This window comes from Lactobacillus sp. CA30L, from assembly GCF_059900845.1.
The window spans coordinates 66,114-78,749 of the sequence record NZ_JBWXGB010000002.1 but is presented as its reverse complement, the minus strand read 5'-3'; the positions used below and the strand labels follow the sequence as shown (position 1 = coordinate 78,749).

The window sequence follows — 12,636 nt, the reverse complement described above, 5'->3', positions numbered from 1 at the left end:
AGTACATATCCCCACTAAAAATGTTGTTATCTAACTTTGACTATAGCAAGTGATCCAACTTTTTCCGGCATGGCAAAGTAAAATCAATTCGGGCCCGCAAGCAGTCTTATCATTTACCGTCCCCGCCACTTTCCTGGATAATCTGTCTTTCATAATCTGGATAAAGGTGATAATCCTGCATATCCGGATTAGTAAAGTCAAAGCCCAGAACCTTATTTCGCTTGTTCTGATAGGTTTCATTATTATCGATTACTTCGGTTGGCAGTCCAAGCTCCGTACGCAGGTAGTCAGAAACCCGCTGCAATTCCTTGGTGGGCTGGACCTGGTAGGATGCGCCGTCCACTAACGCGTTGTGCCCGTGAAGGTAATCGCTTTTGACGTTCTTGGCCGTGTCCCGGTAATTAAATGCAATCTGCTGCAGTGCACTGAACGGCAGGTTGGTTTTTACATTACCAGAAATTGCATTCAAAATCGAGTCTAACTGCATCAACGTATTAAGCGAAATCGCCTTCTTAATCAGGGTGGTAATTACCTGGCGCTGCCGCTTCTGACGGCCATAGTCACCCTGGGGATCATCGTAACGCATCCGCGAGTATGCCAAGGCGCCGCTACCGCCCATGTGAGTCAGCCGGTTCTTTTTAAAAATATAGCCGCCGTACTCAAAACTGAGCGTTGGTCTGACATTAATCCCGCCAACGCAGCGAATCAGGCGCATTATTCCCTTCATGTTGACTAAAGCGTAGTACTTGAGCGGCACGTTAACAAGCTTAGACACGCTGGCCAGCGTCATCGCGGCCCCGCCGATTGGGTAAGCTGCGTTGATCTTCTCTATCTGAAAATCTTCCGCTCCGACCATCTGCGCCATCGTGTCACGCGGCACCGACATGAGCGTATAGCGCTGCTTTTGCGGATTAACCACAGCAATAATAATCGTATCAGTATTACCAATTTTTTCAGTCCGGTCAAGTGCGCCCGTATCAGTTCCCATTAGCAGAACCGCAAATTTTTTCTTGCCGTTGAACTCACCGTTTTTAATCTGAACGTAATTGCTGCTGTCATAGGTGCCATCGACCGCATTCTTAGTTCGAAAATAAACATACGCGGAATAAACAATGAGTGCCACAATAGTAAGAGCAAAAAAACTCAGTATCCAGGCTAAACGGCGCCTTTTCTTCTTGTAGTCCCGTACGTGAACTTCAACCCGACTTTTATGCGGATGATTATCGTTATGAACCATATTCTTATCTACCAAGTTTACCAATATTAATTACAATGAGCATATTATAACAAAAAAGCAAACCATTGCCGGTTTGTCCACAATATCTTATTAAAATCGTTAAATTGTTTAGCCAAGTGCCACGGTCAGTGCAAATTCACTGCTCTCATCGCTCTTTAGCACTGAATTATTGACACTGGCAATAACCCGGTCGTTTTCGAGCGCCAAGTCAAGGCTTGACGAGGCTACCTTCAAAACCGCACCTTTGCCCGTTAACTTCACTTCATTCACGTTTTCAGCTTTTGACCACCCTGCCAGAATCGGTATGGTCAACGCCAAGGAAAATGGCATTTCCTTGTGTGAATTATTCTTCAAATAATACTTAACATCAAGGTGATTGCCCTCTAGAATATAAGACAGAATCACTTCAAAATGATACGGAAACTTTTGATAGCTTTTTCCGTCATCAATCATCGCCAAGCTGACGCGCGTGTCACCTTTGTCAACAACTGTCCACGGCAAGAAGTCAGCCCAGTTTTTATTTTGATCAGTGCCCCAAAAAGCAACCGTTAACTTTTTCTGTACGTCGCCGTCTTTAAAGTAGTCAACCTGATCACTTTGGGAAACAAGGTTGATTAACCTGGCATTCTCCTCATTGACGGCTACCCGCAAAACAGAACTCTCAATTGTTTGCATAGCATACTCCAAACTTTCTACCAAATAAAAAATAGCACTTAAACGCGGGTGATGTCAATTCCCTTCAATTTTTAGGCGGTTGCAGCCCGGCTGAATACCGTGTATGGTATTACGAAATTTATATTATAAAATATCTCGATGGGGTAAAAACAACATTGATGGCAAACAAGTTAACCCTATGATTGATTGCTCCACTTCTCTTTTAAGAAATTATTTAAAAAGTTAGCAAATTTCGTTCTAATATACTATAATAGTGTTGTTCCCGAGAATTATAAATTTAGTTTTTGGAACAAGTTAATAAAAAGAGCACCCCATGATGGGGTGCTTTTTTTTCGTCAAATCCGGTAATTGATGCGATCGCGTGAAGCCTCCGTGAGGTCGGCTGAGACTGGTACGACGAAAGAACCGTCGTCAGGCAGCTTTATTGCGGCAATCTCACTGGGCTGGGGCAATTTGGTCTTGTTATACAAACGACTTGCGAGGGTATCGGCTGCCATTTTCATCGATTCGCGCAATCCCTGGCCCTCCGTGATTCCCCCCTTCACATCGGGAAAGCTGATTACGTACAGATCGTTTTCTAACGGTCGAAAAATAGCGGGATAGGTCACAATTCTATGGTCCATCGATAAACCTCCTTATTGCGTTTACCATTACCATTATCATATACCTAATGGACCCTAAACAAGAAACAATTAGCAAAAAATATTTTCAGGACGGATGGTGAAACTGCCTTTCAGTTGCTTCTCGTCTTGAACAAAAATAGCGGCGTCACTGTTATGAAGTGTACGCCATTTTATTTAATCCTTCTTAAATAACCGCCAGCCGCTTAAAATTACGGTCACTAGACAAATCAGCAGTGAGATAATAAAGACGACGTGCATCCCATAGATGAAAATCTCTGGCTGCTGGGGCAAATATTCCGTCACCCGTGCCCCCTTGGCGCTGCTCATCGCCGCAAAAAGCACCGTAGTAGCACTAGAAATACCAATCACCATGCCCAGATTCCGCGATAGCGAGTTGATGCTGCCCGCAATCCCCAGATCCTTTTGCTCAACTGAACCCATTACCAATGAATTATTGGGTGAGCTGAAGATGCCGCTGCCCAGTCCCATGATTGCGATACTGATGACATAGAGCCAGAGCGGTGAATTCAGGCTGCACATCGTGTAGCCAATCTGACTGACTAACAAGAGCATCAAGCCCACGAACGTAATCAGCTTGGGGCCGATTTTGTCCGAGAGCGTGCCGGCAATCGGCGCAGCAACGAACTGGACGACAGGCAGAATCATAAGGATGAAGCCGGTTGCCTTGGGCGAGAGGTGGCGGGCATTCTCCAGATAAAAGGGTGTGACTACGTTGAAGAAAAAGTTTGTAATAAAAATTAACAAGGCACACAGCAGGCTGACGGAAAAATCCGGATTCTTAAACAGACTGAAGCGCAGCAAGGGGTTAGATGCATGATTTTCAACGTTAACAAACCAGATGAAGCTGCAGATGCCAACCGCCAGCATGACCAAGACCGGCAGAGCGGTAAAGCCCAGCTGCTGGCCCAAGAAGATGCCGCCGAAGAGGGCAATCATGCCCAAAGCAAAACTAAAAGAGCCCATCTGGTCAAGCGGTGCATTGGCAAACGTGATATCTTTAGGCAAAAAAACGGCCCCGATAACCACGGCCAGCAGACCGACGGGAATGTTAAGCCAGAAGATGTAGGACCAGGATAGATGGCTCAAAATCACCCCACCTAACCCCGGTCCTGCAATCGAGCCTAGCGCCACGAAGGAACCGATGGTGCCCAGAGCTTTGCCCCGCTCAGTGGTCGGGAAGACTTCCGTGATGATGCCGTTGTTAGTGGCCATTGTCATCGCGGCACCAATAGCCTGCAATGCCCGTGCAATTAACAAAAAGAGCAGATTAACCTTGAACCCAGACAAAAGAGAGCCGGCGATGAAGAAGACTGCGCCCAGACGAAAAATCTTGATCTTGCCGTGCAGATCACTCAATTTGCCAAAAAAAAGGATAAAGCTGCAAACAATAATCAGGTAAAGCGAGACAACCCATTCGGACTGACTCATCGGAATGTGCAGGTCGCGGCTGATGACCGGCAGGGCGATATTGACAATCGTCCCGTCCAGCGTCGACATAAATGTAAATAACCCCACCGCTACCAGTATCCACCAGCGGCTTTTTTGTACTTTGGGGTCTGTTTGGTAACTCATCGTTTGTGTCATCTTGACCAATTCCTTCTCTATTAATTAGTTAGGTACCTTAATAGAATAGATTATACACTTTTTGCGCCGATTAGAATAGCAAAAAGTGACCATACGATGATATGGCCACTTTGGCTAAAAATATTAGCATTACATAAACGATAATAAAAAGCGCCGTACTTCTTGGGCTGAACTGGCACTGAGCAACCAGTTGACATTATCTTTACTTCTAACAATATCGACTAGCTGCTCTAAAGCTTTTTCATGTTCTCTTTTTTGGCCGGGCGACAAGACAAACATGCAAGTTATGCTGGCGCTTTGCCCGCAGGCCTGGATCAAGAGCGGTTTATCCAGCAAAATAAGTGATAAGCCTGCCCTCTTGCTGCTGCTACTTGGTGCAGCATGGGCCAGAAAAATATCGCTAGAAATAAGCATGTATGGACCATATTGATTAATCAGTTGAATGATCTTGTCAAAGTATGAACTATCGACAATATCATCCTGTTCAAGAAGCTGGCAACCTAAGCCCAAGACCTCCTGCCAGTTGGCAACCGCATCAGTATGCACAAATTTGATGTGATTTGCTGGCAGCAGATTGCTTAGCGCAGGCAAATTGCGTTGCCTAGTGCTCTGTGTATCGGGTGAGATGAATTTATCCAGACTGAGGCGTAGTCCCCGCTCGTCTTTGACGTCCGCATACTCATTGATAATTGATACCAGACTATTAACCGCACTTTCATTATGTTCAATTTTCCGCGGTATTTTTTTGCGCAAAAATTTTTCAATGGTGCTTTGGTCATGTTTTGTTAAGACAGCCTTAACGCTTATTATCGGCAGCGGAAATTCTGTACTCGACAGGGCCGCCGTGCTGATAATAAGTTTTGCCTGATAATTATGCTTAAAAATCTGATACAAATCACGCACCTCAAGCGGAAGCGAAAACTTGATTAGGGGATATGCTTTGCTAAGTTCATGGTAAAGCATGACAGATGTACCTATCCCACTCGTGCAAACAACTAGGACCTCGGCTAGCAAAGCCCTTTGCAGCTTATCATCATCAGACAAATCCTGGTAGCCCTTAGTATTATCTGACCCAAAGTAGAGACAGATTAATGCTACTTCTTCACTAGGCAAACGCTTTTGCAAATACTGTTCAAAAGGCACGCATGCTATTGCAGTAAATTTAACGAGTTCAGGATATTGGCGCTTGATTTCGTCAATTTCGTTAGAAGTATAGGGAATACCGAACTTCACCCGAAAAAACGTGGCATACAAGTGGTTGCACAGAACCCTAGCAAACGAATCATAGGAAATCTGCTGCTCAATTAATTGCTCATACCGAAAAACTATCTCTTGGGCAATATTGTCCAAATCATGGTATAAACTTTCGTTAACGCAATGAACCTCAGTTGCCTGCGAGCAGAGAATGATTTTACTGAGAAATACAACCTCTCCCTTCGGTACTTCTTCATCAGTCAGTTCATGCAGTAGATTCGCACACGCTGATAAAACGTTGGTTGTATTATTTGCTATCCACTCTGCATCGGCAGTGTCTTCAATGTAGTAGCCGCTAGCTATGCGCCACCTAGTAAATACCATCAGATACGCCAATTGCCGTAAAGAATTTTCCGAAAAGTTCATTCGTAAATCCTTTTGGATGCCATCGATCAACTTTCTCGTTTTTTCAACAGAACAGCCTAAGTGATTAATAAATGAAAGTGCTGCCTTGTTTTGGTGCAGCAGCATTTCATAAATAATTATTCTAATTGCATCCTCAGTACAAGTAATTCTATGCCCTAATCGTGAACTCACAATTTTTAACTGCGGAAACCGTTTATTGAGAACCTTAAAGTCCTTAATAATTGTGTTACGTGAACAACCAAACTTTCGTGCCAAACTATTGATTGAAAGATAGTTATTCTCATCCATTAACAGCAGGACAATTGCTGTTTGCCGATCGTCAGAGCCTAAACTAGCTCCTTGGCTGCGGGCAGCCGTCAAAACTGCTTTAGTACTGTTCTTATTCAGCTCAGCCTTAGCATAATCCGTTACCTTGTAACCATAACGGGGAATATTGACAACCCGGTCTAAATTCTTTTGTTCCAATATCTGATTGACTTTTTTTAACCAATTAAACGCAGTTCGCCGAGAAACGTTAAATGTCTCCAAAATTTCTTTTAAACTAACAAAACCAGGCGCTTTGCATAAATAATCCAGCAGCTCTTCAGCTTTGGTCAAACCAGTAGAATTGCTTGTCGCCATGCGAATCACCCTTTAGTATCAGTAACATAGCAGTTTATCAGGTGGCATATTAAAGGTCTAACTTATCGACCACTTCATCAATTACGCTATCAATACCAATATTGGTTAATAGCGGCAACCCATTAATAACTGGAACTTTAATGGCATCATTATCATATTGAGTAGTCGTGATAACCATGTCATAGTCACTGGCTAAAGACTCAACCTGCGCAACCGATGACTGCCCCAGCGTATACTTGTCAGCAGAAATACCACGGTTAGCCAATTCCTCTTGCAGCTTGTTCATTGCCGTTGTGCTCGTAACAACGCCAGCGCCGCATGCAACCAAAATCTTTTTCATAATCTTTTTCTCCTCAATTAACTAAAATTTACTTTGACTCTGTACCAACTGCTGCCATTTCTTTCTCTTCGGCAGTAATCTTCTTCCTGTTCCACCAGCACAATCCAACAATTAGAATGATCCCAATCACGTAAGCGGCAATCTTGAAGGGTGCAGCCTGTACAATCAACCACGGATACGGATTTGAACCATAATCAATACTAGAAATCAGTGATGATCCCTTAGGAATGGCGAAGTGCGCTGCACGTGCACACTTAGTAATCAGTGGGGCTAAATCCGTCCCAATCCATAACCCGATAACAACGTTTATCGCACCAATAATGAATGATCTAAAGAAATCACCGTGGGTAATGGAAACAATAAGCGGAAACATGAAGACAAAGCCTACTAGACCAATTGTTGGTAAAAACTTGTTGCCTGGCAAAATAAAGGCAAACAAGAGCGCAACCGGAATCATCAGGGTAGCACAGGCCAGTACGACCGGACTACCAATTCCGACAGCAGTATCCATTCCAATGTAAATCTTCCTTTTACCCGAAAATTTCTTTTGCGTAAAGGCCTGAATAGCACTAGAAACAGGTACTACTCCCTGCAGCAACAAGGCAGCCATCTTAGGCGTAATAATCATCACCGCAGACAGTGTGACACCCATTAACATGATTTTGCCCAGCTTGGTGGCAATCGTCATTCCCGGAATAAAACCGTAGGCCAAGATGCCAATGATAATACCAATTGCAAAACCCAAGAGAGTTGGTTCACCCCAAGACCCGAATTTTTTGTTAAAGTCCTTGGCATCCATGTGGATCTTGTTAATCCCCGGAATTTTGTCAATAATCCAATTAAAGACGATTGCAATTGGAACAAAAGAACCGGCATAGCCATGAGGAATAGAAATTCCTGGCAGTCCCAAATACTTTTCAGAAAGCGGGGCCGTCCTATCGGCCGTAACCATGATGACAATCATGTTGACACTTGCCAAAAACAAGCTAAGCACAATGTCGTTAGTTAGGGCGTAAACCAGCGAGCCACTAAAGGCAAAATGCCAAAAGTCCCAGATATCAACGTCAATGGTTGACGTAGTCTTGGTGAGCAGCATCAAAATATTAATGGCAATGCCCAGCGGGATCATGCTTACACCAACTGCTGTGCCGTATGCAATAGCTGAAGCTGAGGGCCAGCCGACGTCAATCACTTCCAGGTTCAAGTGCATGACCTGAATCATGTTCTTAATTGCCGGGTTCATAACGTCCGTTAAAATTGAGACGGTTGCATTCAGACCGATAAAGCCAATTCCAACCATTAATCCGCCGCGTAAGGCCTTAGTAAAAGGCACACGCACGCACAATCCAAAGATTAGCATAATAATTGGAATTAAGACGGTTGGGCCTAAGCCAACTATATACATAATGAAATCAATAATAGGTTTCACAATAAATCCTCCCGAAAACTTTCTATCCTAAATATGCTCAGAAACAGCATCATAAAGTTTTTTACCATCCGTGATCTTTTTCAAGTCACTCAAAAGCTCCTGATCCTGGAACAAGGCCATTAATTTTTGCAGCATTTCCACTTGACTATGTGGATCCTTCAAAGCCAACATCACGACAATCTGAACATCCAGAGACTGATCAGTCACGGCCATGTTGCGAAATTTAACCGGATGGGCTAAAGTTGCAAACGCGATTGCCGCTTCGTTAACGTATTGAACGTCGGTATGCGGAATGGCTACTGCAATTTGGCCACTTGGCAAGCCCGTAGGATGAACTCTCTCGCGCTCCTTCACTGCCTGTTCAAAAGTATCCTTGACCTTGCCCTCATCCCTAAGTTGAGTTGCTAAATAATGAATTACTTCGTCTGAATTATTAGCCTCAATCTGCGTAAAAAATAACTTGGGACTTAACAGTTTCATTCGTCCACCTCCTTTTCATTTGTTCACTTCTTAATTTAAGCATTTGTAAAAGCGCTTTATAAGTCTCGCACGGCTTAAAACTTTGGTGCACTTGATGCACTACCCCCCTAATTCTTGCTTTTGACATGACTCAGCGATTTTGCATTGTCCTGTCCATAATAAGCATTTTGACCGTGCTTGCGGTAATAATGCTTATCCAATAAATATTGGGGCAACTCACAATTGGCACGGGTAAGCTGCAAGGTGTGGTAGTCCTCTTCGGCCACCGTTTCCAAGACCTTAGCATTATAAACTGCTTGGCCAGGAGTTGCTCCCCAACAGAATGGTCCGTGTTGACTAACTAGCGCGCCGGGCGTTGCTTCGTAATCAAGTCCTCGCCGTTTAAAAGTACGTACTATGGCCTTACCAGTATTGCCTTCATAGTCAGCAGAAATTTCTTCGGCCGTCAACGCATCGGCGGCTGGAATTGCATCATAAAAGGTATCGGCGTGAGTCGTATTCATGGCCGGAATATCCATCTTTGCGGCAGCAAATGCAACTGCCCACGGTGAATGGGTATGTACAATGCCGCCAACGTCAATAAATTTTTTGTATAAAACGGCGTGAGTCGGAGTATCACTCGAGGGATTCAATTTTCCTTCAACTACCTCACCCTTAAGGTTAACTATAACCATGTCATTAGGAGTCAGCTTGTCATAGTCTACGCCAGAGGGTTTAATAGCAAATAATCCGCTGCTGCGGTCAATGCCTGATACATTGCCCCAAGTAAACGTCACTAGCCCTAATCGGGGCAACTGCATATTGGCCCTGTAAACCTCTTCTTTCAGTTTTTCTAGCATCTATTTATCCTTTCTTTGAATAGTGGAAATCGCTTCCATTTGCTATTCAAGCACCTTATAAATCAAGCTAAAAGTCAATATGTCCTATAATTTTTAGTGCAACTGGTTAACCACGATGGTTTTACAAACAAAAACGGCCGCGTTTAAAGTGGCACGTTTCTCTCATATCGCTATCTTTTTGTAAACCAAGACGTTTGTATTACAATTAGATTAATTAACTACAGAAAGAAGATTGTGACCTATGTGGATTATTAAGACCAAAAACTTTGAACCATCTGCTATTAAAATTAAAATTTATCTTGAAAAGAGGATTAAATGATCGATAACACCCCACACAAACCCAAGGCCTATATTGCTGGCATCAACTTAAATGATCCCAACTTCGATTATTACATGACTGAACTGGCTAACCTAACCGCAGCCGCTAATATGGAAGTCGTGGGCCAGGCACGCCAAAACGCCGAGCAGGTTGTCAGCGCAACCTACTTCGGCCTCGGCAAAGTCAACGAAATCAAGGACATGGCGCGCGGTTTAAAGGCTAAGGTGCTCGTTCTAAACGATGAGCTGACCCCAGTCCAGATTCGCAATCTGGAAAAAATTACCAAGCTGCGCGTGATCGACCGCACTGAACTGATCATCGAAATTTTTGCCAGCCGCGCGCACACCAAACAAGCCAAATTGCAGGTTCAGCTTGCCCGCTTGCAGTATGAATTGCCCCGCCTGCACCCCTCCGAAAACAGCCTCGACCAGCAGCGCGGAAACGGCGGCTCAACCGGGGGCGGCTTCGCCAACCGTGGTGCCGGTGAATCTAAGCTGGAACTAAACCGCAGAACCATCGGTAAGCAGATATCCACCATCAAAAAGGAACTCAGGACAATCGCCGGCCAGGAAGAAATCAAGGCCAAAAGGCGCAATCAGAACCACATTCCGAAGGTCGCCCTGGTGGGCTACACCAACGCCGGCAAGTCGACGACGATGAACGGGCTCCTAGCAGAATTTTCAACAGAAGGCAGCGCCAAGCAGGTTTTTGTCAAGGACATGCTGTTTGCAACGCTTGACACCAGCGTGCGCCGCATCGAGCTGGCCGACAACTTCAGCTTCATATTGTCCGACACGGTCGGCTTCATCTCCAAACTGCCCCACAACCTGATTGAATCGTTCAAGGCGACGCTGCAGGAGGTTAAAGATGCCGACCTGCTGATTAACGTTGTGGACGCGTCCGACCCCAACATGATCCAGATGATTCGCACTACCACAAACGTCCTGGGCGAGATCGGCGTGAAGGGCATTCCGATGATTACCGCCTACAACAAGGCCGACAAAGCCGACCGCAACTACCCGCAGATTGAGGGCAGCAGCATCATCTACTCCGCCACCGATCCCGCATCCATCAAAGAACTGGCTGGCCTGATCACCAAGCGCATCTTTGCCAACTACCAGAAGGTGAACATGCTCCTGCCGCTATCTGAAGGAACGGTCCTTTCCTACCTGCACGAACACGCCCAGGTTCTGGCTGAGGACTACCAGGCTAATGGCATTCACGTCACCGTCCGGCTGACGCCTGACGAGCAGGTACGACTTCAGCGCTACGTCGTTTAAAGCTTAACCTGAGCTGATGGGCAAAATAAATAGGCCACTTAGAAATTTCCTAAGTGGCCTATTTTAATTAGATTTAAGTATGCCCTAGTCAAGCACGCGCTTAGCAACTGACGGGTAGAAGTATGAACTTAAACTATCTTTAACCACACCTTGGCCAGGCGCAGCAGCATGAACATACTGGTTGTCACCAACGTAAATGCCCACGTGGTAAGGTGCAGCTGCTGAGCCCCAGAAGAGCAAATCGCCCGGCTGCAAATCTTCCATTGCCACCGTCTTGCCCTGTTTAACCTGACTATACGTCGTACGGCTTAATTCCTTGCCGGCAGCCTTGCTGTAAACGTATTGTGCTAGCCCTGAACAGTCAAACCCACTAGGGCCGTTACCGCCCCACGCATAGGCCTTGCCCACTTCAGCATTAGCAAGGTCAACAATCTTAGCTGCCTTGCCCTTAGCCTTCTTAGCTGCCTTTGAACCGGCACCAGCTTTAAACGTTCTAAGCTTAACCGCCTTAGTGGCCTTAATTGTATAGCGCGCTTGAATCCACTGACCCTCACCGATTTGATACCAGGTTCTGCCCTTACCATCAACGGCACTAGCTAAAATACTAACCGTCTTGCCGTGCTTAATTCTCTGCCCGGTAAATTTGGGCTTTGCGTAATTGTCCCAGATGTTAATCCCATAGCCAGGTACGTAATTAATTTTAACTTTCTGAGTAGCTGCTTCAACAGGGGAAGAGATTACAGTAGAATTAACAGCGTTAACTACCCCGATACCAGTGATAGCCAAGGCTACAGCCGTCGTAAATTTTGCCAAGTTACTCTTCATCTTCAAAACTAACTCCTCCCAATTGCGCACCACAAAAATGTTAAGATAATAAATTCAATTTTTCATACTTCTTTGTTACAGGCCTAATTCTACTCGTGAAATATTACAAAACAGTTACATTAACAATACCGGTAAGTAAAAAAGCACTTTCATCGAAAATGCTTTAGCAAAACCACTATTTTTGCGTAGTAATATGGACATTAAGAAATTTTATTTAATTGCAGAAAGAGTAGTGCATTATCATGCTAAAACGCGCTTAGCTTCTGAGGGGTAGAAATAAGAACTAATTGTTTGCTGCCGCACGCCCTGTGCTGGGGTCGCCGCGTGCACAAACTTGTTATTGCCTACGTAAATACCAACATGACTAGGAGAAGCAGCCGAACCCCAAAAGAGTAAGTCGCCCTTTTTCAGCTTTTTCATGGACACCTTTTTGCCTAGTGCCACTTGCGTGTACGTAGTTCTAGGCAAGATGGTCTTCCCTGCCCTCTTGTAGACGTATTGGACTAGCCCTGAACAATCAAAAGCATAGGGACCAGTTGCACCATAGATGTAGCTCTTACCCACCTGCTTTTTGGCAAGCTTGGCAACAGCATTGCGCTTCTTGGTCACTACACTGGCGCTAACCCTATCAGTTGTGCTGGCCGTGGCAACAGTTGTTGTCCCCATGCCAACACAAAACAAAGCAATAATTGCAATTAGCTTAGTTATACTACGTCGATGTCCCAAAATAAATCGCTCTCTTC

Annotated in this window: 12 protein-coding genes; 1 reads left to right on the top strand and 11 read right to left on the bottom strand. The window is 44.9% G+C overall.

Annotated elements, in window-relative coordinates; all coding sequences use genetic code 11:
• Positions 1-109: 109 nt before the first annotated feature.
• The 9 genes from AC2JF8_RS02885 to AC2JF8_RS02845 all read right to left on the bottom strand — a co-directional run bounded on the left by AC2JF8_RS02885 (position 110) and on the right by AC2JF8_RS02845 (position 9,469).
• Positions 110-1,237: an LCP family glycopolymer transferase gene (locus AC2JF8_RS02885; protein ID WP_500761275.1), complete on the bottom strand. Its 1,128-nt coding sequence runs from the start codon at positions 1,235-1,237 to the stop codon at positions 110-112.
• A 108-nt stretch (positions 1,238-1,345) separates the two neighbouring features.
• Entirely contained in the window at positions 1,346-1,912 is a 567-nt protein-coding gene (locus AC2JF8_RS02880) for an aldose epimerase family protein (RefSeq protein ID WP_500760975.1), read from the bottom strand.
• Between the two features lie 335 nt (positions 1,913-2,247).
• On the bottom strand, positions 2,248-2,535 hold the full coding sequence (locus AC2JF8_RS02875; RefSeq protein WP_500760971.1) for a type II toxin-antitoxin system HicB family antitoxin: 288 nt from the start codon (positions 2,533-2,535) through the stop codon (positions 2,248-2,250).
• A gap of 174 nt (positions 2,536-2,709) precedes the next feature.
• The gene (locus AC2JF8_RS02870; protein ID WP_500760969.1) at positions 2,710-4,128 is read right to left on the bottom strand and encodes an MFS transporter; all 1,419 of its coding nucleotides are present in this window, start codon (positions 4,126-4,128) and stop codon (positions 2,710-2,712) included.
• Positions 4,129-4,269: 141 nt separating this feature from the next.
• Positions 4,270-6,225, bottom strand: a complete 1,956-nt coding sequence (locus AC2JF8_RS02865; protein ID WP_500760966.1) for a BglG family transcription antiterminator — start codon at positions 6,223-6,225, stop codon at positions 4,270-4,272.
• A 205-nt stretch (positions 6,226-6,430) separates the two neighbouring features.
• Positions 6,431-6,721 (bottom strand): PTS sugar transporter subunit IIB, encoded by a 291-nt coding sequence (locus tag AC2JF8_RS02860; RefSeq protein WP_500760963.1) that lies wholly within the window; start codon positions 6,719-6,721, stop codon positions 6,431-6,433.
• Positions 6,722-6,749: 28 nt separating this feature from the next.
• Entirely contained in the window at positions 6,750-8,126 is a 1,377-nt protein-coding gene (locus AC2JF8_RS02855; RefSeq protein ID WP_500761273.1) for a PTS galactitol transporter subunit IIC, read from the bottom strand.
• Between the two features lie 51 nt (positions 8,127-8,177).
• Positions 8,178-8,630, bottom strand: a complete 453-nt coding sequence (locus AC2JF8_RS02850; RefSeq protein ID WP_500760960.1) for a PTS sugar transporter subunit IIA — start codon at positions 8,628-8,630, stop codon at positions 8,178-8,180.
• Between the two features lie 107 nt (positions 8,631-8,737).
• Entirely contained in the window at positions 8,738-9,469 is a 732-nt protein-coding gene (locus AC2JF8_RS02845) for an L-ribulose-5-phosphate 4-epimerase (RefSeq protein ID WP_500760957.1), read from the bottom strand.
• Positions 9,470-9,784: 315 nt separating this feature from the next.
• Here AC2JF8_RS02845 and hflX point away from each other — a divergent pair, with 315 nt between their 5' ends.
• Entirely contained in the window at positions 9,785-11,068 is a 1,284-nt protein-coding gene (gene hflX, locus AC2JF8_RS02840; protein WP_500760955.1) for a GTPase HflX, read from the top strand.
• Between the two features lie 84 nt (positions 11,069-11,152).
• Here the strand turns inward: hflX and AC2JF8_RS02835 are convergent, their stop codons facing one another.
• Positions 11,153-11,899, bottom strand: a complete 747-nt coding sequence (locus AC2JF8_RS02835; protein WP_500760954.1) for a C40 family peptidase — start codon at positions 11,897-11,899, stop codon at positions 11,153-11,155.
• A 234-nt stretch (positions 11,900-12,133) separates the two neighbouring features.
• Positions 12,134-12,559: a C40 family peptidase gene (locus AC2JF8_RS02830; RefSeq protein ID WP_500760951.1), complete on the bottom strand. Its 426-nt coding sequence runs from the start codon at positions 12,557-12,559 to the stop codon at positions 12,134-12,136.
• Between the last annotated feature and the right edge of the window lie 77 nt (positions 12,560-12,636).

Excerpts from the sequence above, each read along its gene's own strand:
- AC2JF8_RS02850 (WP_500760960.1), bottom strand. The coding sequence starts at position 8,630 with ATGAAACTGTTAAGTCCCAAGTTATTTTTTACGCAGATTGAGGCTAAT.
- AC2JF8_RS02855 (WP_500761273.1), bottom strand. The coding sequence starts at position 8,126 with ATGTATATAGTTGGCTTAGGCCCAACCGTCTTAATTCCAATTATTATG.
- AC2JF8_RS02875 (WP_500760971.1), bottom strand. The coding sequence starts at position 2,535 with ATGGACCATAGAATTGTGACCTATCCCGCTATTTTTCGACCGTTAGAA.
- hflX (WP_500760955.1), top strand. The coding sequence starts at position 9,785 with ATGATCGATAACACCCCACACAAACCCAAGGCCTATATTGCTGGCATC.
- AC2JF8_RS02880 (WP_500760975.1), bottom strand. The coding sequence starts at position 1,912 with ATGCAAACAATTGAGAGTTCTGTTTTGCGGGTAGCCGTCAATGAGGAG.
- AC2JF8_RS02870 (WP_500760969.1), bottom strand. The coding sequence starts at position 4,128 with ATGAGTTACCAAACAGACCCCAAAGTACAAAAAAGCCGCTGGTGGATA.
- AC2JF8_RS02885 (WP_500761275.1), bottom strand. The coding sequence starts at position 1,237 with ATGGTTCATAACGATAATCATCCGCATAAAAGTCGGGTTGAAGTTCAC.
- AC2JF8_RS02860 (WP_500760963.1), bottom strand. The coding sequence starts at position 6,721 with ATGAAAAAGATTTTGGTTGCATGCGGCGCTGGCGTTGTTACGAGCACA.
- AC2JF8_RS02830 (WP_500760951.1), bottom strand. The coding sequence starts at position 12,559 with ATGGGGACAACAACTGTTGCCACGGCCAGCACAACTGATAGGGTTAGC.
- AC2JF8_RS02845 (WP_500760957.1), bottom strand. The coding sequence starts at position 9,469 with ATGCTAGAAAAACTGAAAGAAGAGGTTTACAGGGCCAATATGCAGTTG.